This window comes from Lentiprolixibacter aurantiacus (genome assembly GCF_026241225.1).
GTDB classification, from domain to species: Bacteria; Bacteroidota; Bacteroidia; order Flavobacteriales; family Flavobacteriaceae; genus Lentiprolixibacter; species Lentiprolixibacter aurantiacus.
On the sequence record NZ_JAPFQP010000001.1, the window covers coordinates 1151810 to 1171648 of the forward strand.

The 19839-nt window shown below is 44.6% G+C and carries 20 protein-coding genes and 1 tRNA gene; 10 read left to right on the forward strand and 11 right to left on the reverse strand.

Translation table 11 applies throughout. From position 1 onward, the window contains the following. The 7 genes from OO016_RS05175 to OO016_RS05205 all read left to right on the forward strand — a co-directional run bounded on the left by OO016_RS05175 (window position 1) and on the right by OO016_RS05205 (window position 4510). Window positions 1–1029 (forward strand): asparaginase, encoded by a 1029-nt coding sequence (locus OO016_RS05175; RefSeq protein WP_266011387.1) that lies wholly within the window; start codon window positions 1–3, stop codon window positions 1027–1029. 68 nt (window positions 1030–1097) lie between these two features. Beyond that, window positions 1098–1185, forward strand: a tRNA-Ser gene (locus OO016_RS05180). A gap of 157 nt (window positions 1186–1342) precedes the next feature. After that, entirely contained in the window at window positions 1343–2128 is a 786-nt protein-coding gene (locus OO016_RS05185; RefSeq protein ID WP_266011388.1) for a MotA/TolQ/ExbB proton channel family protein, read from the forward strand. A gap of 23 nt (window positions 2129–2151) precedes the next feature. Further along, the gene (locus OO016_RS05190) at window positions 2152–2595 is read left to right on the forward strand and encodes a hypothetical protein (RefSeq protein WP_266011389.1); all 444 of its coding nucleotides are present in this window, start codon (window positions 2152–2154) and stop codon (window positions 2593–2595) included. Window positions 2596–2606: 11 nt separating this feature from the next. Next, window positions 2607–3215, forward strand: a complete 609-nt coding sequence (locus tag OO016_RS05195; protein ID WP_266011390.1) for an ExbD/TolR family protein — start codon at window positions 2607–2609, stop codon at window positions 3213–3215. A 19-nt stretch (window positions 3216–3234) separates the two neighbouring features. Continuing rightward, window positions 3235–3717, forward strand: a complete 483-nt coding sequence (locus OO016_RS05200; RefSeq protein WP_266011392.1) for an ExbD/TolR family protein — start codon at window positions 3235–3237, stop codon at window positions 3715–3717. Between the two features lie 106 nt (window positions 3718–3823). Beyond that, window positions 3824–4510 (forward strand): porin family protein, encoded by a 687-nt coding sequence (locus OO016_RS05205; protein ID WP_266011394.1) that lies wholly within the window; start codon window positions 3824–3826, stop codon window positions 4508–4510. Between the two features lie 19 nt (window positions 4511–4529). Here the strand turns inward: OO016_RS05205 and OO016_RS05210 are convergent, their stop codons facing one another. From OO016_RS05210 to pyrH, 6 genes are all read right to left on the reverse strand, one after another. Then, the gene (locus OO016_RS05210; RefSeq protein ID WP_266011396.1) at window positions 4530–5135 is read right to left on the reverse strand and encodes a hypothetical protein; all 606 of its coding nucleotides are present in this window, start codon (window positions 5133–5135) and stop codon (window positions 4530–4532) included. Beyond that, on the reverse strand, window positions 5135–6589 hold the full coding sequence (gene rpoN / locus OO016_RS05215; protein ID WP_266011398.1) for an RNA polymerase factor sigma-54: 1455 nt from the start codon (window positions 6587–6589) through the stop codon (window positions 5135–5137). The genes OO016_RS05210 and rpoN overlap by 1 nt, the downstream gene beginning before the upstream one ends. 43 nt (window positions 6590–6632) lie before the next feature. Next, window positions 6633–8066: an asparagine--tRNA ligase gene (gene asnS, locus OO016_RS05220; protein WP_266011399.1), complete on the reverse strand. Its 1434-nt coding sequence runs from the start codon at window positions 8064–8066 to the stop codon at window positions 6633–6635. A gap of 95 nt (window positions 8067–8161) precedes the next feature. Beyond that, entirely contained in the window at window positions 8162–10558 is a 2397-nt protein-coding gene (locus tag OO016_RS05225; protein WP_266011400.1) for an efflux RND transporter permease subunit, read from the reverse strand. Between the two features lie 297 nt (window positions 10559–10855). Continuing rightward, window positions 10856–11410, reverse strand: coding sequence for a ribosome recycling factor (frr, locus tag OO016_RS05230; RefSeq protein ID WP_266011402.1), 555 nt, complete (start codon window positions 11408–11410; stop codon window positions 10856–10858). Window positions 11411–11448: 38 nt separating this feature from the next. Further along, on the reverse strand, window positions 11449–12156 hold the full coding sequence (pyrH, locus tag OO016_RS05235; RefSeq protein ID WP_266011405.1) for a UMP kinase: 708 nt from the start codon (window positions 12154–12156) through the stop codon (window positions 11449–11451). A gap of 184 nt (window positions 12157–12340) precedes the next feature. On the opposite strand from pyrH, the gene OO016_RS05240 reads away from it, so the two are divergent. Next, complete coding sequence (locus OO016_RS05240) at window positions 12341–12823, forward strand: hypothetical protein (RefSeq protein WP_266011407.1); 483 nt, start codon at window positions 12341–12343, stop codon at window positions 12821–12823. Beyond that, window positions 12807–13013 carry a helix-turn-helix transcriptional regulator gene (locus OO016_RS05245; RefSeq protein WP_266011409.1) on the forward strand — a complete coding sequence of 69 codons (207 nt, stop codon included), beginning with the start codon at window positions 12807–12809 and terminating at the stop codon, window positions 13011–13013. The genes OO016_RS05240 and OO016_RS05245 overlap by 17 nt, the downstream gene beginning before the upstream one ends. 49 nt (window positions 13014–13062) lie before the next feature. On the opposite strand, the gene tsf is transcribed toward OO016_RS05245, so the two are convergent. The 4 genes from tsf to rplM all read right to left on the reverse strand — a co-directional run bounded on the left by tsf (window position 13063) and on the right by rplM (window position 16131). Next, a complete protein-coding gene (gene tsf / locus OO016_RS05250; RefSeq protein WP_266011411.1) occupies window positions 13063–13890 on the reverse strand; it encodes a translation elongation factor Ts in 828 nt (275 codons plus the stop codon). 44 nt (window positions 13891–13934) lie between these two features. Further along, complete coding sequence (gene rpsB, locus OO016_RS05255; RefSeq protein ID WP_266011413.1) at window positions 13935–15083, reverse strand: 30S ribosomal protein S2; 1149 nt, start codon at window positions 15081–15083, stop codon at window positions 13935–13937. A gap of 206 nt (window positions 15084–15289) precedes the next feature. Continuing rightward, window positions 15290–15676 (reverse strand): 30S ribosomal protein S9, encoded by a 387-nt coding sequence (gene rpsI, locus OO016_RS05260; protein WP_266011415.1) that lies wholly within the window; start codon window positions 15674–15676, stop codon window positions 15290–15292. Continuing rightward, complete coding sequence (rplM, locus tag OO016_RS05265) at window positions 15676–16131, reverse strand: 50S ribosomal protein L13 (protein ID WP_266011417.1); 456 nt, start codon at window positions 16129–16131, stop codon at window positions 15676–15678. Before rplM ends, rpsI begins: the two co-directional genes overlap by 1 nt. 281 nt (window positions 16132–16412) lie before the next feature. Between rplM and OO016_RS05270 the strand changes: the two genes are divergently transcribed. After that, window positions 16413–16910, forward strand: coding sequence for a lipocalin family protein (locus tag OO016_RS05270; RefSeq protein WP_266011418.1), 498 nt, complete (start codon window positions 16413–16415; stop codon window positions 16908–16910). 59 nt (window positions 16911–16969) lie between these two features. On the opposite strand, the gene polA is transcribed toward OO016_RS05270, so the two are convergent. Then, window positions 16970–19798: a DNA polymerase I gene (gene polA / locus OO016_RS05275; protein WP_266011419.1), complete on the reverse strand. Its 2829-nt coding sequence runs from the start codon at window positions 19796–19798 to the stop codon at window positions 16970–16972. Between the last annotated feature and the right edge of the window lie 41 nt (window positions 19799–19839).

The following is a 19839-nucleotide window of genomic DNA, read 5'->3' on the forward strand; positions in this document are numbered from 1 at the left end:
ATGAACGAAAAGGTTAACATACTCATCATCTACACTGGAGGGACCATTGGAATGGTAAAGGAATACCAATCGGATGTGCTCAAGGCATTTGACTTCAGGAAGGTGGTAGAACAGATTCCGGAACTCAGGCAACTGGGCTGCCATATTGATAGTGTTTCCTTCAAAAAACCAATAGATTCCTCTGAAATGAACCCCGGGCACTGGACAGCTATTGCCACTCTGATCGAAACGCACTATGACAATTACGACGGTTTTGTTGTACTTCACGGAAGCGATACCATGAGCTATACAGCTTCGGCCCTGAGTTTTATGCTGGAGAACCTGGGAAAGCCGGTCATTTTTACAGGATCCCAGCTTCCTATAGGAGACCTGCGAACGGATGCCAAGGAAAACCTGATAACGGCTATACAGCTCGCCTCGCTTAAGGAAAATAATAAACCGGTAATACAGGAGGTTGGATTGTATTTTGAATATAAACTTTATCGGGCCAACAGGACTACCAAACTTAACGCCGAGCATTTTCAGGCTTTCGGATCCCCTAATTTCCCTGCTTTAGCCGAATCCGGGGTGCACCTCAGGATAAACAGGGAGTACCTTTGGCAAACTACTCCAAGGAAGAAGTTTAAGGTACACAAGGACCTGGATGCCAACGTGGCCATTCTCAAACTCTTTCCGGGGATGAGCAGGAACCTGCTTGAAGGGGTGTTGAATATTTCAGGTTTAAAGGCCCTGATCCTGGAGACTTATGGAGCGGGGAACGCGCCCACCGAGGCCTGGATGTTAAAGGCCCTAAAGAGAGCGCTTGAAAAGGGCCTTCATGTGGTAAATGTTACCCAATGCCCCGGGGGTAGTGTTATGATGGGTCGTTACAAGACCAGTTTGGCACTCAGGGAAATGCAGATCATAGATGGGGGAGACATCACTACAGAAGCTGCGATCACCAAGCTCATGTACCTGCTTGGCAGCAAGGTATCCCGCAAAGCATTTAAAACCATATTTGAAACCCCTTTAAGGGGGGAAATGTCCTAAAATTAACGCGGGAAAATTTTATTAAATAATAATTTTTTTGTTTCTTGGACGCCCTGTTTATAAGGAATAGAGAGGTGGCCGAGTGGTCGAAGGCGCACGCCTGGAAAGTGTGTATACACCAAAAGTGTATCGAGGGTTCGAATCCCTTCCTCTCTGCAAGTGTATTCCTTGGGGGTAAAGGCGCAGAACCGCCTATTTTTATGGGATTTGATGAGGTTCAGGTATGCATTTCTGCCGCCAAGTTTTAATTTTTTAATTGTATTTTTTATTTTATCTTTAACCCTATTAACTAACTAAATTTAAGTTTGAAAAAATGAAAAGATTATTCTCGATCCTGGCTATGGCCGGGTTATTTGTCCTAAGTACAAATACAGTGAGCGCGAAGGCAACAGCTGCAATCTCCAATATGTCAGCTACAGTCAACACAGCAATGGTGATGTTACAGGATGAAGCCGGAGCGGAAGAAGCCAAAGGATTTACGCAGGTATTGAAGGAGCAATTCATTCAGGGGGGCGCAGGCTTCATGGGAATTGTACTTCTTTGTTTGATCTTAGGTCTTGCGGTTGCAATAGAAAGAATTATTTATCTGAACCTGGCAAGTACTAATTCAGCTAAGCTCAAGCAGCAAGTTGAAGATGCACTGGCTTCCGGAGGAATTGAAGCTGCAAAAGAAATTTGCCGTAACACTAAGGGGCCCGTTGCCTCTATCTACTATCAGGGTCTGGACCGTGCAGGTGAGAGTGTAGAATCTGCTGAAAAAGCTGTTGTTGCTTACGGTGGAGTTCAGATGGGACAGCTCGAGAAAAACGTTTCCTGGTTATCTCTGTTTATCGCAATTGCTCCCATGCTTGGATTCATGGGTACGGTAATCGGTATGATCCAGGCCTTCCAGAAAATTAGTGCTGTTGGTAACCTGAGTGCCTCCCTGATTGCAGGTGACATCCAGGTAGCTCTTTTGACTACAGTATTCGGTCTTATCACAGCTATTATCCTGCAAATTTTCTACAACTATATCATTGCTAAAATCGACAGTATCGTAAACGATATGGAAGACTCTTCGATCACTTTGATCGATATGCTGGTAGACCACAAGAAATAAGTTGAACTCTTAAAGAACAAATTATGAACAAAATTGTAAAAATCGTTCTTGCCGTTATAGGAGTTGTGGCTGCAATTATGTGGTATCAGTTGCCCAGCAAGGATATGCCCGTTTCTGAGGCTATCGAGAGTGGACCAATGAATATCATGTTTATGATCATGTACCTCTTATTAGGAATTGCAGTCGCATCAAGTATATTGTTTGCGATCCGCGCTTATTTTTCTAACCCTAAAAGCCTCAAAAAGACTTTGATGCTTGTTGCTGGATTCGCGGTTGTAGTATTTATTGCATACGCCCTTTCCGATGGAGAGGACGGTACCGTTGAAGCCATGTCAAGCAGAGGTGTAGAAACCACTACGGATGTTGTTAAGAACATCGGTGCAGGTTTGAACGTGTTTTTCTTCCTGGTAATCATCGCTGTTGCATCAATGGCCTGGGGAGGAGTGAAGAAAGTATTTAGTAAATAAAAAGAAAAGTTATGCCTAGAAGAGGAGGACCACCGGAAGTAAATGCGGGCTCAATGGCAGATATCGCTTTCCTCTTGCTGATCTTTTTCCTGGTGACCACCACCATTGAAACAGACGCAGGTTTGGATCGTATGCTGCCTCCAATTGAACCACCAGATCAGGATGTGGTAATTAAACAGAAGAATATCTTCACCGTAAACATTAATAAAAATGGCCAGCTTCTCGTGGAAGAAGAGCTGTTGGACCTCAGGGATCTTAGAGCTAGAGCTGTTGAGTTTCTGGATAACGGTGGTGACGGAACCTGTAACTATTGCAGGGGAGGCAAAGACGCCAGTTCTTCGGATAATCCTACAAAGGCAATTATCTCCCTTAAGAACGACCGCGAAACCAAATATGCTACCTATATCACTGTTCAGAATGAACTGGTAGGAGCCTATAACGAATTGCGGAACAGGGAAGCACAACGCCTGTATGGCAGAAACTTTACGGAAATGGAAGCTGAATTTCTCAATCCGGAAACGCCTGCCAGTATTCGGGACGATCTGAAAGACAAAGTAAAGGCAGTGCAGGATTTATTCCCGCAAAAACTGTCCGAAGCTGAAACGTCTGCGAGTAACTAACAAAAGCTAAGTATCAATTATGGCTAAATTCAATAAGAAAAAGGATGGGGATGTACCCGCAGTATCTACGGCTTCGTTGCCAGATATTGTATTTATGCTTTTGTTCTTCTTCATGACAGTAACCACCATGAAAGACAGTTCTCTTATGGTACAAAACACCTTGCCTAATGCAACGGAGGTTAAGAAACTGGAGAAGAAAGACCGGGTCCTGTATATTTATGTGGGAAAACCAACCCGGGAGTATCAGAAGGTATTCGGTACAGAGCCTAAAATCCAATTGAACGATAAGTTCGCCAATGTTTCTGAAGTGGGTGATTTCATTCTGATGGAAAGAGCTAAGAAGCCTCAGGAACTTCAGAATGTGCTTACCACGGCTCTTAAAGTCGATAAGGAGGCCAATATGGGACTTATCTCGGATATAAAACAAGAACTGAGAAAGGTAAATGCCCTTAAGGTAAATTACACTACCTATGAAGGGGATGCCTTCCGAAATCTCCAGTAAAGGGAGAATATAATACAAACTTAAACAAGGTTAGAGGCGCTCCAAATGTAATATTTGGAGCGTTTTTTTGTGGGGAAGCTATTGGAAATAAGTACCTTTAATAACCATGTTCAGGACATTTCAGTTAATCTTTGCCTGTTTGTTATCCACTGCGCTGTTTGCCCAGGATTCTCTGACCATTAAGCAGAGCAAATACCTGGAAGACCAGTTCTATATTGGATTGACCTATAACCTCCTGCTGAACAAACCGGAAACGGTAACACAACAAAACTTATCCTATGGATTACAGGCCGGGTTTATAAAGGATATCCCGCTGAACAAGGAGCGCAATTTTGGCGTTGGCATCGGACTGGGATATGCCGTAAATTCATACTATAACAACATACAGGCTATAGAAACTGACAATGGAATTACCTACCGGGTGTTTGATGAGAACTTTTCCTATAAAAGAAATAAGATAGAAACCCACCTTATTGAAATGCCCCTGGAGATCCGCTGGCGGAATTCCACGGCAACAGAACACCGTTTTTGGCGGATATACACCGGATTTAAACTGGGCTATATTGTGGGAACACGGTCCAAGCTGGTCACAGAAGGCTATAAGGACTCATTTTACAACCGGGATACTGAAAACTTCCGCTATGGCCTGGTGCTCAATGTTGGCTACAATACATTCAATTTCCACTTGTACTATTCCTTGAACGATTTCTTTGAAGAGAATACAACTCTGGATACCGGTGAGACGCTTTCCCTCACCCCGATGAGCATAGGGATAATCTTCTATATTCTGTGATCTCCCGGTTTTAAGCCCGCTAAAGCCAGAATTTGAAAGTTAGTAGCTGAGAGATCATCCCCAAAAGAAATCCGATGAATATCTCAGACCTGCTGTGTGCCTGGAAATAGAGTCGTGCTGTGGCAACCAGTCCTGCAGCCAGGGTAACAGCACTTATAGCGATGGTAATATTTATCTCAAAATGTATGCTAAGGCCTGTCAGGAACATCAGCAGGGTGCCCATACCCATCATATGCAGGCTGCTTTTAAAATTCAGGAAGAGCAGTAAAAGGCAAGAAGATGTGGCCGCTATTAACCCAAGAAAAAAGTAATACAGCTCTATGATATAATTGTTGGGGATTACCTTGACTACAATCATCAATAATAAGGCGAGGCTAATAATCAGGGGATACTTTCTTTCCCCCACTTTGGGGAGGAAAATATTGCTAACCACTCCCAGGGTCCTCAGTATGAAATAAATAATTATGGGGATAATCACCGTGAGAATAAAAATGGGGAGGATATTCCCGTTCTGTATTTCCCTTGGGGTGTATTTGGGGGTGATCACAAAATAAGAAAGTGTACCCATTATCGGGATGAACAGTGGGTGGAAAAAGTAAGACAGTACTTTCAGGAACAGTTTCATCAAATCTGTTTTCTGAGTCGGGCTACTGGAATTCCGAGCTGTTCCCGATATTTGGCCACGGTGCGCCTGGCGATGGGATACCCTTTCTCTTTGAGTATCCTGGCTAGTTTGTCGTCTGTAAGTGGTTTTTTCTTGTCTTCCTCCCCGATAACATTTTCAAGAATAGTCTTGATCTCCCTGGTTGACACGTCCTCACCCTCCACGTTTTTCATGGATTCTGAGAAATACTCCTTAATCAATTTGGTGCCATATGGGGTGTCTACATATTTGCTGTTGGCCACCCTGGAGACTGTGGAAACATCCATTTGGATGGTGTCTGCAATGTCTTTCAGGATCATGGGTTTGAGCTTGCGCTCGTCCCCGGTCAGGAAATATTCCCGCTGATAGTCCATAATAGCCTTCATGGTTACATACAATGTCTGTTGTCTCTGCCGTATAGCATCTATAAACCATTTGGCCGCGTCCAGTTTCTGTTTGATAAAGAGTACTGCGTCCTTCTGGGCCTTTGTTCGCTCCTTGGACTTTTTATAGCCTTCCAGCATATTGTTGTACTCTTTTGAGACATGGAGGTCCGGTGCATTCCTGGCGTTAAGGTTCAGTTCCAGTTCCCCATCAACAATCTTTATGGAAAAATCCGGGACGATATGTTCAATAATCTTATTTCCACCCGAGTAAGACCCTCCGGGTTTGGGATTTAACTTTTCAATTTCGCTTATGGCCTCCTTTAGCTCTTCTTCCTCAATACCGTGTTTCTGAAGAAGCCTGGAATAGTGTTTTTTAGTAAAGTGTTCGAAGGATTTGTCCAGGATTTCCAGGGCCAGTTCTATGGAAGGGGTGGGGGGTTTTCGCTTCAATTGTATAATGAGGCACTCGTCCAGTGACCTGGCTGCCACTCCGGGCGGATCAAGTTCCTGTACAACTTTCAGCACATGTTCTATAGCCTCTTCATCTACATACACATTCTGGGTAAATGCCAGATCGTCCATGATATCCGGTATGGTCCTTCGGATATAGCCACTTTCATCAACACTACCAACCAGGAATTCAGCAATGGCCCACTCCTCATCATTGAGGTATATGGTGTTGAGCTGATTCATCAGGTACTGGTTAAAGGAAACACCAGCAGCATATGGAATGCTCTTTTCGTCTTCGTCCGGGCTGTAATTGCTGGTTTGGGTACGGTAATCCGGGATTTCATCGTCACTCAGATAGTCATCAATATTGATATCCTCCGTGTCTATGGTTTCGCTATCCATATCCCCATCCAGGGAATCGCTGTACTCGTCCTCCATTTCCAGGCTTTCCTTGCCGCTTTCAAGCGCAGGGTTTTCTTCCAATTCCTGTTTAAGCCGCTGTTCAAATGCCTGGGTAGGCAGTTGAATTAGCTTCATTAATTGGATCTGTTGGGGGCTTAGCTTTTGTGCAAGTTTAAACTGTAAGTGTTGTTTCAGCATTTGAGTAACAGATCAACCTTCCTCATAAAGTTACATAAGTATTTTAAAACTCCGCATTTTGCGGGGTTCTGGGGAATGGAATTACGTCTCGAATGTTACCCATGCCTGTAGCAAACTGAACAAGCCGTTCAAATCCAAGTCCAAAACCGCTGTGGACCGCACTTCCAAACCTGCGCAAGTCCAGATACCACCACAGTTCTTTTTCATCAATGCCCATTTCTGCAATGCGTTTTTCCAGCACATCAAGGCGTTCCTCCCGCTGTGATCCGCCAACGATTTCCCCAATACCCGGGAAAAGGATATCCATGGCACCAACGGTTTTGCCGTCATCATTGAGGCGCATATAAAAGGCCTTGATCCTGGCAGGGTAGTCGAACAGTATTACCGGGCATTTAAAATGCTTTTCAACCAGGTAGCGTTCGTGTTCACTTTGGAGATCCACACCCCATTCATTTACGGGGAACTGAAACTTCTTCTTCTTATTGGGTTTGCTGTTTCTCAGAATATCAATAGCCTCTGTGTATGGGATCCTTTTAAACTCATTGTCTGTGACAAACTTCAGTTTTTCAATCAGGGACAGTTCACTGCGTTCCGCCTGCGGACGGGTTTTTTCTTCATCCAGCAATCGTTTTTCCAGGAACAGCAGGTCCTCTTCACAGTTCTCCAGAATATACCTCAGAATATTTTTAATGAAATCTTCGGCCAGATCCATGTTGTCTTTCAGATCATGGAAGGCCATTTCAGGCTCGATCATCCAGAATTCTGCCAGGTGCCTCGAAGTATTGGAGTTTTCAGCCCTGAAGGTAGGCCCAAAAGTATACACCTTGCCCAGAGCCATGGCATAGGCCTCCGCCTCAAGCTGACCCGATACGGTCAGGTTGGTCTCTTTACCAAAAAAATCCTCGGTGTAGTCCACTTCATTGGCTTCCGTCAATGGCGGATCCTTCGGATCCAGGGTTGTTACCCTAAACATTTCTCCTGCCCCTTCTGCGTCTGAGCCCGTAATTATAGGTGCATGGAAATAGTAAAAACCGTTTTCCCTGAAATACTTGTGAATAGCAAATGCAAGGGCCGATCTCACACGCATGACTGCTGCAAACGTATTGGTGCGGACACGCAAATGGGCCTGCTCCCTGAGGAACTCCATAGAGTGTTTCTTAGGCTGTATGGGATAACGCTCCGGGTCGGCTCCACCGTGGAGGAAGAGATCCCTTACCTGAATTTCCACATCCTGCCCGCGACCCATGCTTTCCACTACAGTCCCGGAAACCCGCACAGCTGCACCAGTTGTGATTTGCCTTAGGAGGTTGTCATCAAAAGCTTCAAAATCCACAACACATTGGATACTCCGCTGGGAAGAGCCATCGTTAAGTGCAATAAAACGATTGCTGCGAAAGGTGCGTACCCATCCATTCACTACTACTTCTTTACCAATCCAATCCCGGTGCAAGAGATCAATTATACGATATGCCTCCATACAAATTTTTCTTATTCAAGCTCCAAAGATAACCCTTATCAAAAAATAAAGTAACGTATGTACCTCTTTTATAGCCGGAAATACGAGGGTTTTGATCAGGCGTTGCTGTCCGGAAGTTCTTCCTTGGGAAGAATATCGATCTGTGGTTTTTTAAGCACCTCTTTGTTGGCAATGCTACGTTCGAGGGAAAGCAATAGGGAAGGCAGCAGTATAAGGTTGGCCAGCATAGCGAAAAGCAGCGTGGCAGATACCAGGGCTCCCAAAGCCACGGTTCCCCCAAAACTGGATATAATAAATACAGAGAACCCAAAAAAGAGGACGATGGAGGTATAAAACATACTTACTCCGGTTTCCCTTAGAGCAGCGTAAACGGATTGCTTTATGCGCCATTTGTTTGCCGTTAATTCCTGGCGGTACTTGGCCAGAAAATGAATAGTGTCATCAACGGAAATTCCAAATGCAATACTGAAAACCAATATGGTTGACGGCTTTATAGGTACACCCACAAAGCCCATAACACCAGCGGTTATCAAAAGCGGGAGCAGGTTAGGGATCAGTGATATCAGGATCATGCGAAAAGATCGGAACAGATAAGCCATAAAGAGGGCAATGAGCCCGATTGCCAGGGACAGGGATAACAACAGGTTTCGGACCAGGTATTTGGTCCCTTTCAGGAAAAGCAGGGCCTTGCCGGTTATATATACCGAGTAGCGTTCATCAGGGAAAATTTTAGCAATGTTCTCCAGCAAGACCCTTTCAATTTCTTCCATACGATCTGTACGCACATCCCGCATGAAGGTGGTGATGCGGGCCACCTGCCCGGTACTGTCCACAAAACTTTGCAGAAGTTCGCTATTCCCCTGGGATTTCCGGGCAACATCCATAATAAAGGTATTCTCCTGGGCGGTGGGTAGTTGATAATACCTGGGAATACCGTTGTAAAAGGCTTGCTTGGAATACTTGATGAGGTTTACTACCGAAACGGGTTTGGACAGTTCCGGGGTTTCCTCAATGATCTCTCCCAGGCGGTCCATCCGCTTCAGGGTGGCAGGTTTCATAACCCCTTTTTTACGCTCTGTATCCACAACAATTTCAACGGGCATGATTCCGTCAAATTCCTGCTCAAAAAATCGGATATCCTTGAAGAAATCGGCCTTCTTTGGCATATCTTCTATGGGACTCCCCGAGATTTCTATCTGGTATATCCCTATAATACTCAGGGCAAGCAAGGCCACAGAAGTGAAATATACACCTATGCGGTGTTCACGCACAATGCGTTCCATCCAGCTTACAAATCCATCGATCCATTTTTTATTTAGGTGTTTAAGGTGCTTGGTCTTGGGCAAAGCCATAAAACTGTACACAATGGGAATGATGAGCAAAGAAAGGATAAATATCCCCAGAATATTGATGGAAGCCACTGTTCCAAATTCCGTGAGCAATTTACTATCGGTAATGATGAAAGTGGCAAAACCGGAGGCCGTGGTAACGTTCGTCATCAGGGTGGCATTCCCGATTTTGGAAATTACCCTTTGCAGGGACAGGGCCTGGTTGCCATGTTTATTTACTTCCTGCTGGTACTTGTTGATCAGGAAAATACAGTTGGGAATCCCGATTACAATGATCAATGGTGGAATCAAAGCGGTCAGGACGGTTATTTCATATCTGAGCAGACCCAATATGCCAAAGGCCCACATAACCCCAATAGTCACTACACAAATGGAAATAAAAGTAGCCCTAATGCTGCGGAAAAAGAAAAAGAAAATCAGGGAGGTTACAGCCAGTGCCGCCCCAATGAATTTCCCTATTTCATCAATGATATTCTGTGAATTTAGGGTTCTTATGTATGGCATTCCAGAGACCCGGACATCAAGTTGGGTTTCTTCCTCAAAATTTTCAACCAGCTTGCTAAGGTCGTTGAGGATAAAATCTTTCCTTACTGAAGTATTTACAATATCCTGATCCAGGTAAACCACCGTTCGGATGGTTCTGGTTTCCTTGTTGTAGAGAACTTTGTCATAAAACGGCAACTCATTAAAGAGGGTAGTGGTTATGCTATCAATTTCTTTCCGGCTGCCTACTTCATCTTCCAGAAATGGCAGGAGTACAAACTCCTGTTTTTCGTTATCCTTCTTCAGTATCTGTAGGTTATCCGTGGAAATGACAAAATCTACTTCGGGAAAAGCATCTAATTGTTTGCTCAGAATATTCCACCGATTGAATTTTTCCGGTGTAAACAGGGCACTGTCTTTTACCCCCAGTACTATGGCATTGCCTTCTTCCCCGAAGATATTTAGGAATTCATTGTACTGCAGATTAATGGGGTGGTCATCTGGCAAAAGATTGGCTTCGGAAGTAGAGAAGCGCATGTGTTGCCACTGCATCCCGAGGAAGACGGTTACAGCAGCGATAAGGGCTAGAATAAGTATCCTGTTTCGCAAGATGATGCGAGCTACTTTTGGCCAGAAGCCCCGAGTTAATTTTGCTACCATTTTAATCCGATTCCGGGCGGCAAAGGTAGAAAATGGCTAACAGTGTTCCTAGCGCAGCATCAAGAAAAGGGCCGGCAAAGCCAGTAAAATAAGGTTAATTATGCCGTCAAAGGGATATTATTTACCTTCCTCTAAGAAAAGGCGTCACGATTGGGCTCAGATACACCACATAAACGTTACAGGCGCCGGGCACGAAAATTGTACCAGATCTTAATAGTCCTGTGTCTGGTAGTCCTGGTTGTGGCAATAATTGCCCTCTATTTAGGGGATGAGTTATAAATGGAGGTGGCGGTATAGCTATACCTTCATGATTTCAGCCTCTTTTGACTCCAGCAGGGCGTCTATCTTTTTGATGTATGCATCCGTTAGTTCCTGAACATCGATCTCTGCATTAGCTTCCAAATCCTCAGAAACATCCAGATGCTTGATTTCCTTATTGGCTTCCTGCCGGGCACTTCGCACCCCTACCTTGGCATCCTCTGCCTCCGCCTTGGCTTGTTTTACCAGTTGCTTCCTTCTTTCCTCAGTAAGCGGAGGCACATTGATAATCACGGTTTCACCGTTATTCATTGGATTAAATCCCAGGTTGGCATTCATAATAGCCGTTTCAATCTCCCCCAGAAGGCTTTTTTCCCAGGGTTGCACAGAAAGGGTCCGCGCATCCGGGGTATTGATATTGGATACCTGAGACAGGGGAGTCATGGAGCCGTAGTATTCCACCATAACGCTCGACAACATGGAGGGGTTTGCCCTGCCTGCCCGGATCTTAATAAACTCTTTCTCCAAATGTGCAATGGCAGCGTCCATACTTTCTTTGGTCGTTTCCAGTATCAAGTCTATTTCTTCGTTCATGTCCACACGTTATTGAGGTTAATAATTGCCTGATATAATTACAGATTTACCACGGTTCCGATATTTTCACCCGAAACAATCTTTAAAAGATTTCCCTTTTTGTTCATGTCAAAAACAACAATGGGGAGCTCGTTTTCCTGACTGAGGGTAAATGCCGTGGTGTCCATCACCTTAAGGCCTTTGTTCAAAACATCCGTAAAGGATATCTTATCAAATTTGGTAGCGGTTTTATCTTTTTCCGGATCACTGGTATATATCCCATCTACCCGGGTTCCCTTGAGGATAACATCTGCCTCTACTTCTATAGCACGGAGCACGGCTGCGGAATCTGTAGTAAAATAAGGGTTACCGGTTCCTCCTCCAAAAATAACCACCCTCCCTTTTTCCAGGTGTCGCATTGCCCTTCTGCGAATAAACGGCTCAGCTACTTCGTTGATTTTTATGGCTGACTGCAAACGGGTTTCAAGGCCTTTATCCTCCAGGGCAGCCTGAAGGGCAAGCCCGTTGATGATGGTAGCCAGCATTCCCATATGGTCTCCCTGAACACGGTCCATCCCATTGCTCTGCCCGGCCAACCCCCTGAATATGTTGCCTCCACCAATCACAATGGCGACCTCAACACCAGTATCAACTACCTCTTTGATCTCTTCCGCATATTCTGCAAGGCGTTTGGGGTCTATTCCATATTGTCTTTCCCCCATTAAGGCTTCACCACTGAGTTTCAAAAGGATCCGTTTATACTGCATGCTTTTGGGCTTGATTTCGAACAAAAATAATCAAAAAATCAAGGGGATACAGGTACATATATGCAAAAAATAATTACAGTATTCTCCTGCTATTTTTTCAATTCAACCTTCTGAATGCATTTCAAAAAGTAAAAAATATTTGTCATAAAGTAAAAAACATTTTACATTTGAAGAAAAATAAAACATGAAAACCAAGTATTTATTTCACGCGAAGTATAGGAATCTGGGCTGGATGGTTTTTATTCCAGCTTCCATTCTGGGTTTTGTTACCTTACTGCTGGAATGGGAACCTGCTTTTTTAGATGTAGAGGTTCTGGGTTTTTTCATTGATGAGGTTTTTGGCGTAGAGAAGCTTGTTGGTTTTACGGAGAACAATATCCTCAATGAGATTCTTGGAATACTTGTTATTCTAAGCGGGTTAACGGTCGCTTTCAGCAGGGAGCCTGATGAAGATGAAATGATTACAAAAATACGCCTGGAATCCCTGGTCTGGGCAACCTACTGGAATTACGGCATCCTGGTCCTGGCGTTTTTATTCCTCTATGACCTCACATTTTATTGGGTAATGGTATTCAACATGTTTACCATCCTTTACCTGTTTATCATCCGGTTTACTCTGTCTATTCGCAAACTAAAAGCAACTTCCGGCAATGAAGAATACCATTAAAATAAACCGGGCCAGATTGGGATTGACGCAGGCCGATCTGGCCGTTAAGGTGCAGGTTAGCCGACAGACCATTAATGCCATGGAATTGGGGAAGTATGCGCCCTCTACAATATTATCCCTGAAGTTATCCGATATTTTTGATGTCCCGGTAAACGAGCTTTTTATGTTAGAGGAGGGAGACTGGCAATAAAAAAAGGCCACCTTATCTGGCGGCCTCTTATATGATTGTTATTGCTCAATTATGATCCGAGTGCTACGCGCTCAAATCCTGTGATTTCAAGGCTGGAATCTACAGACTTAACGTATTGAGCAACACTCTGCTTACTGTCTTTGATAAAGTCCTGATTTACCAGGGTGTTGTCCTTAAAGAAACGCTTCAGTTTTCCCTGAGCTATTTTTTCAAGCATAGCTTCGGGTTTTCCTTCCTGCCGAAGCTGGTCCTTGGCAATTTCAATTTCCTTTTCTATAACGCTTTGCTCAACCTGATCTTCGTTGAGGGCAACAGGGTTCATTGCAGCGGCCTGCATGGCCACATCCTTAGCAGCAGTCGCAGAACCTTCAACAGCACCAGACAATCCTACCAGGGTAGCGATTTTGTTACCGGCGTGGATATAGGATCCAACGAAAGGAGCGTTCAGCTTTTTAAAGCCTCCTATTTCGATCTTCTCACCAATTACTCCGGTTTGCTCTATCAACTTTTCCTCAACGGAAAGTCCGTTGAAGGAAGCCTTGAGAAATTCATCCTTTGAGTTAAAGTCAAGTGCCAGTTCTGCCAACTCATTAGCCAGCGTAACAAAGCTCTCGTTCTTGGCCACAAAGTCTGTTTCGCAGTTGAGGGAAATAATCACACCATTGGTGCGATCTTCACTAACCTTGGCGATAGCAGCACCTTCAGATGATTCCCGGTCGGCACGTTTTGCAGCAACTTTTTGACCTTTCTTTCTGAGGATTTCAATTGCTTTTTCAAAATCCCCTTCTGCTTCTACAAGTGCGTTTTTGCAGTCCATCATGCCTGCACCAGTAGACTTTCTTAATTTGTTTACCTCTGCGGCGGTAATCTTAACCATTTCCAATTAATTTATATCCTTTAAATAGTTTTGTTTTATGGTGTTTATTCAACACCTGCCTTGGCTTTATCCTGCCAGTCCTTCAGTTTGTCCCAGTCTCCGTCAGCAGCCATTTTAGCCTGCTTTGGCCAGGATGTAGGATCCAGGTGGGCCATCCTTGAGCTTGCTTCAGTAAGGATTTCCTTGATAGCGTCAGGTTTGGCTCCGGCCAGCTTTTCAAAAGAATCCATTCCGGCGTTGATAAGAGCTTCTGCTCCCTTTGGTCCGATCCCTTCAATTTTGGTAAGGTCATCTGCTTTTGCACTCTCTTTCTTTTCTTTTGCAGGAGCTTCTTTTGCTTCCACGGGTGCATCAGCAGCAACTTTTTCTTCTACAACCGTTTCTGCAGCTGCAGGAGCTTCTTCAACTTTTTCCTCGGCCACTGCCACTTCCTTAACCGGTGCCTTGGCTACTTCTGGTCCGGCTTCTGCTTCCTTCTCAGCAGATTCTGCTTGCTTATCGGCTTTTCGCTCTGCAAGTCCTTCTGCAACAGCAGTGGTAACAGAATCCATAATGATATCGATAGACTTGGATGCGTCATCGTTTGAAGGGATCACATAGTGAATAGGACGAGGATCACAATTGGTATCCACCATGGCAAAGATGGGGATATTGAGTTTCTGTGCTTCCTTCACTGCAATGTGCTCGCGCATTACGTCAACAATAAAAATTGCCCCTGGTAAGCGGGTCATATCTGCGATTGAACCCAGGTTCTTTTCCAGTTTTGCACGGAGACGGTCTACCTGCAGACGTTCCTTTTTCGAAAGGGTATTGAAAGTGCCGTCTTTCTTCATGCGATCGATGGAAGCCATTTTTTTAACGGCTTTCCTGATAGTCACAAAGTTGGTCAGCATACCCCCCGGCCACCTTTCGGTGATATAGGGCATGTTGATTTTCGATACTTTATCGGCAACAATGTCTTTAGCCTGCTTTTTGGTAGCAACAAAAAGGATCTTCCTGCCTGAAGCCGCTATTTTCTTAAGCGCTTCATTGGCTTCATCCAGTTTTGCTACAGTTTTGTAAAGATTGATTACGTGGATTCCATTACGCTCCATGTAGATGTAGGGAGCCATATTGGGATTCCATTTTCTGGTAAGGTGTCCGAAGTGTACACCTGCCTCCAAGAGGTCTTTTACTTCAGCTTTTTTCGCCATTTTAAAATTAGTTTACGTTCTTAATTTTTAGCAATGCGGAAGTGGTAGGCCTTTGCCAGCCTCCCGCATTTAGATGCTAAACTAAATTGTTCTGCAGGTACTTTTACCAGGTGATAGCCCTGGCGTACCTGCAATAGATTGTTGTCTTAAAAGACTATCAATGAACATTTTGCCCTGCAATTATGCCAGGCAGGACACGGCATATATTAACGTTTGGAGAACTGGAATTTCTTACGGGCTTTTTTCTGACCGAATTTCTTGCGTTCTACCATTCTTGGATCACGTGTAAGCAAACCTTCTGGTTTCAATACCTGGCGGTTTTCCTCGTCAATTTCGCACAGGGCTCTGGAAAGAGCCAGTCTAACGGCTTCTGCCTGCCCGGTGATTCCTCCACCATATACATTAACCTTTACGTCGTAATTTCCTTCTGTTGAGGTAAGGCTGAATGGTTGCTTAACCTTGTACTGCAAAGTTGCAGTTGGGAAGTACTCAGTCAGATCACGCTTGTTAACGGTGATGTTTCCTTTTCCTTCGGAAATATAAACACGAGCGATGGCTGTTTTTCTTCTTCCTATTTTATGTATCACTTCCATTACTTGAGGTCATTAAGGTTAATTGCCTTTGGCTTTTGGGCTTCCTGATCGTGTTCAGTTCCAACATATACTCTGAGGTTGCGAAAAAGGTCTGCACCTAAACGGTTTTTAGGAAGCATACCCTTAACGGCTTTCTCAACCAGTCGCTCAGGATGTTTGTCAAACAATTCCTGTGCTGACCTGCTTCGCTGTCCACCTGGGTAACCCGTGTGACGGATGTATGTTTTATCGTTCCACTTATTTCCTGTGAGGACGATTTTATCTGCATTGATGACAACAACATTGTCTCCACAATCTACGTGTGGGGTGAAATTAGTTTTGTATTTACCCCTCAGTAATTTGGCCACTTTGGAAGCAAGTCGTCCAAGTGGTTGTCCTTCGGCATCAACCAATACCCACTGCTTATCCACAGTAGTTTTATTGGCAGAAATCGTTTTGTAGCTAAGCGTATCCACTACTTATATTTTTTTATTAAACTCATGTATCCCGACAAACGGGCTGCAAATGTACAATTATTAAGTTGAAATACAAACCGTTGTTTAGCAATATTTTTACTTTTTTAATTGGGTAATCACACTAGGCCTCATATCCTTTGAGACGCCTTTAGTTTGCAATAATGCTACTCATTACCGCCGTACTAATTTTAGCCAATTCGATCCTATTCAGATTCAAGGATAACATACTATTACTGCTCCGTTTTCGTTTTCCCATTTACAAACCCAATAAAAATTGCGATATGCTAAGAAAGTTTGTATACACAGTTATAGCTTCCGCATTGCTGTTGTCCTGCTCGTCAGATAAGGAAGATGCCACTGATGTCTCTGGTATTCTGGGTACATGGGACCTGACGGCCCTTCAGATCGATGAGAACAATTCCACTTCAGATGAAGAGTTTGGCAAACAGATCCTGGATTTTCTCGCGGCCCAGGAGTGTTATATCATAACCCTTACCTTTAATGAAGACCTTAGTGTAGTTTTGGAAAATTCTGGAAATTATATTGAGATAAATGTTAACCCTGATGGTACAGGACTGGATATTCCCTGTCCCACTCAGAGCGATATTGAAGTAAGTACGTATACTTATGACGGGGAGCTTTTGAGCTATATAGATGAGAACCTGGAAACCGTAACCGTTACGGTACAAATAACAGGAAACACTATGACCATTAACGCCGTTGAATTTGGTGTGGAAAACTTGGATACAGGCGGACAATTAGTTTTTACCCGCAGGTAACATTCATTTCTAAAAAAGCAAAACCCTTCGGTTTTACTGAAGGGTTTTTTACTATATAATTAATGAGCTTCAAGCCAGTTAGCACCCTCCCCCAGGTCTACTTCCAATGGAACAGCCAGGTCAAAGGCATTTTCCATTTCCGATTTGATAAGGTTCCTGATCTCTTCCAATTCAGGTTTATATACATCGAAAACCAGTTCATCGTGCACCTGAAGCAGCATTTTAGTCTTGAAGCCTCCCTCTTTTAATTTATCGTGGATACGGATCATGGCTATCTTAATGATGTCTGCAGCGCTCCCCTGTATGGGGGCGTTTACGGCGTTCCTTTCTGCCGCACCCCGGACTACTGCGTTGCTGCCATTAATATCTTTAAGGTACCTCCTTCGTCCCAGAACCGTCTGTACATAACCATGTTCCCTTGCAAATTCAATCTGATCCTGTATGTAGTCCCTCAGTTTAGGATAGGTCTTGTAATAAGTGTCAATCAGTTCCTTGGCTTCGGTCCGAGATAGGTCGGTCTGGTTGCTTAAACCAAAGGCAGATACCCCATAAATGATCCCAAAATTCACCGTTTTGGCGTTGCTGCGCTGTTCCCGTGTAACTTCCTCGATAGGCACATTGAAAACTTTTGACGCCGTAGAGGCATGAATGTCCTCCCCCTGTTTGAAAGCCTCTATCATGGTGGATTCCTCGCTAAGGGCAGCAATTATCCGAAGTTCTATCTGGGAATAATCCGCGGCTAGCAATACATGGTCCTGGTCACGTGGGATAAAAGCCTTCCTTACCTGCCTGCCCCGTTCCGTGCGGATTGGTATATTCTGCAGGTTTGGGTTGTTGCTGCTCAGCCTGCCGGTGGCGGCAACGGTTTGCATATAGTCTGTATGTACTCTTCCTGTTTGGGGTTCCACCTGTTCCGGAAGGGCGTCCACGTATGTGCTCTTCAATTTGCTCAATCCACGATATTCGAGAACATCCCGAATAATCTGGTGATCCTTTGCGAGGTAAGACAGTACGTCTTCTGCCGTGGAATATTGACCGGTTCGGGTTTTTTTGGGCTTGTCTACCAGCTTTAGTTTTTCAAAAAGGATCTCGCCGAGTTGTTTGGGAGAGGCGATGTTAAATTCTTCCCCCGCTTCTGCATAGATCTTTTCCACCAGGGCCTTTATATCCCTGTCCAGGGCTTCCGAAAGGGTATTGAGAAATGGAATATCCAGGTTGATGCCTTCCAGCTCCATATCGGCCAGTACGCGCAGCAGCGGGATTTCAATTTCATCAAATAACTTACGGGTGTTGGCCGCTTCCAGTTCCGGCGCAAAATGCTGCGCAAGCTGATAGGTAATATCCGCATCCTCCACGGCGTATTCCGTTTGCTGGTCAATGGGTACTTCGCGCATGCTGAGCTGGTTCTTGCCTTTTTTGCCGATTAACTCCGTAATGGAAACAGGGCTGTAGTTGAGGTAGGTTTCGGAAAGTACGTCCATATTGTGCCGCATATCCGGATTAATGAGGTAATGCGCAAGCATGGTGTCGAAAAGCTTCCCCTTTACTTCAACTCCATATTTGTGCAGGACCTTGATATCGTATTTGAGGTTTTGCCCAACCTTCTCAATGGCCTCAGCTTCAAAAAATGGCCTTAGGTCCTCAATTAATTCTTTCGCCTCTTCCCGGTCTTCTGGAAAAGGAAGATAGAACCCTTTGCCGGCCTCCCAGGAAAAAGCTATCCCAACCAGTTCGGCGGTCAGCGGATTGATTCCGGTAGTTTCCGTATCAAAACAAACCGATGTCTGCTTCATCAGGTTTTGAAGAAATAGTTTACGGTTCATTCCGGGATTAACCAGCTGGTACACATGTGGTGTGTCCTTTATGGTTTGCCTTCCGGAGATTACTTTGCCTTCGGTTTGGGTGCCCCCATCTCCAAAAAGGGAAAACTGTCCTCCTCCGGCAACATTTTCCTTTAGTTTCTGAACAGGGGCTGATTCTTTTGATTCCGCTTCACCGGTTTCAGTAAAGAAGATCTTGAGGAACTGTTCGCGAAGCCTCCGGAATTCCAGATCTTCAAATATGGATTGTACCTTTTCACTGTCTGGTTGTGAAAGCTCATAATCCTTTTCATCAAACTGCACATCACAGGTAACACAGATCGTGGCCAGCTTTTTGGAAAGTCGGCCCAGTTCGGCATTGGCCTCAACTTTTTCCCGCATTTTTCCCTTCAACTTATCCGTATTGGCCAGCAATTCTTCCAGGCTGCCAAATTCTGCGATAAACTTTTTGGCAGTTTTATCGCCAACACCCGGCAAGCCGGGGATATTGTCACTAGCATCGCCCATCATGCCCAGGTAATCAATTACCTGCTCCGGGCGCTGTACCCCAAAGCGTTCCTGAACCTCCGGTATGCCCCAGATTTCGATACCATTCCCCATCCTGGCAGGCCGATACATATATATATTGTCCGAAACCAGCTGTCCGAAGTCCTTATCCGGGGTTACCATATAAACCTGATATCCCTGTTCTTCTGCCTGTTTAGCCAGGGTGCCAATAATATCGTCTGCTTCCAGTCCGGAAACTTCTACCACCGGTATATGCATGGCTTTCAGGATATCCTGTATGATAGGGACAGCCACCCGAATGGCATCCGGGGTTTCATCACGGTTAGCTTTATAATCGGCAAAAAGTTCCGTGCGTTCTGCACTGCCGTCCTTGTCAAAACATACTGCCAGGTGGTCTGGCTGTTCCCGCCTGATCACATCAAACAGGGAGTTTACAAACCCCATAATAGCAGAGGTATCCATTCCCTTGGAGTTAATCCTGGGGTTCTTTATCAAGGCATAATATCCCCTGAAAATCAGGGCATAGGCATCTAATAGGAAAAGTCTTTTTTTGTCGGACATAATAAGTGAGCTAAGGCAGATTCAAAACTACGAAGATAAGT

Coding starts and splice junctions, on each gene's coding strand:
- OO016_RS05195 (WP_266011390.1), top strand. CDS start 2,607: ATGCCTAGAAGAGGAGGACCACCGGAAGTAAATGCGGGCTCAATGGCA.
- OO016_RS05225 (WP_266011400.1), bottom strand. CDS start 10,558: ATGGTAGCAAAATTAACTCGGGGCTTCTGGCCAAAAGTAGCTCGCATC.
- OO016_RS05175 (WP_266011387.1), top strand. CDS start 1: ATGAACGAAAAGGTTAACATACTCATCATCTACACTGGAGGGACCATT.
- asnS (WP_266011399.1), bottom strand. CDS start 8,066: ATGGAGGCATATCGTATAATTGATCTCTTGCACCGGGATTGGATTGGT.
- polA (WP_266011419.1), bottom strand. CDS start 19,798: ATGTCCGACAAAAAAAGACTTTTCCTATTAGATGCCTATGCCCTGATT.
- pyrH (WP_266011405.1), bottom strand. CDS start 12,156: ATGCAGTATAAACGGATCCTTTTGAAACTCAGTGGTGAAGCCTTAATG.
- frr (WP_266011402.1), bottom strand. CDS start 11,410: ATGAACGAAGAAATAGACTTGATACTGGAAACGACCAAAGAAAGTATG.
- OO016_RS05200 (WP_266011392.1), top strand. CDS start 3,235: ATGGCTAAATTCAATAAGAAAAAGGATGGGGATGTACCCGCAGTATCT.
- tsf (WP_266011411.1), bottom strand. CDS start 13,890: ATGGTTAAGATTACCGCCGCAGAGGTAAACAAATTAAGAAAGTCTACT.
- OO016_RS05190 (WP_266011389.1), top strand. CDS start 2,152: ATGAACAAAATTGTAAAAATCGTTCTTGCCGTTATAGGAGTTGTGGCT.
- OO016_RS05210 (WP_266011396.1), bottom strand. CDS start 5,135: ATGAAACTGTTCCTGAAAGTACTGTCTTACTTTTTCCACCCACTGTTC.
- rpoN (WP_266011398.1), bottom strand. CDS start 6,589: ATGCTGAAACAACACTTACAGTTTAAACTTGCACAAAAGCTAAGCCCC.
- OO016_RS05245 (WP_266011409.1), top strand. CDS start 12,807: ATGAAGAATACCATTAAAATAAACCGGGCCAGATTGGGATTGACGCAG.
- rpsB (WP_266011413.1), bottom strand. CDS start 15,083: ATGGCGAAAAAAGCTGAAGTAAAAGACCTCTTGGAGGCAGGTGTACAC.
- OO016_RS05205 (WP_266011394.1), top strand. CDS start 3,824: ATGTTCAGGACATTTCAGTTAATCTTTGCCTGTTTGTTATCCACTGCG.
- OO016_RS05270 (WP_266011418.1), top strand. CDS start 16,413: ATGCTAAGAAAGTTTGTATACACAGTTATAGCTTCCGCATTGCTGTTG.
- OO016_RS05185 (WP_266011388.1), top strand. CDS start 1,343: ATGAAAAGATTATTCTCGATCCTGGCTATGGCCGGGTTATTTGTCCTA.
- rpsI (WP_266011415.1), bottom strand. CDS start 15,676: ATGGAAGTGATACATAAAATAGGAAGAAGAAAAACAGCCATCGCTCGT.
- OO016_RS05240 (WP_266011407.1), top strand. CDS start 12,341: ATGAAAACCAAGTATTTATTTCACGCGAAGTATAGGAATCTGGGCTGG.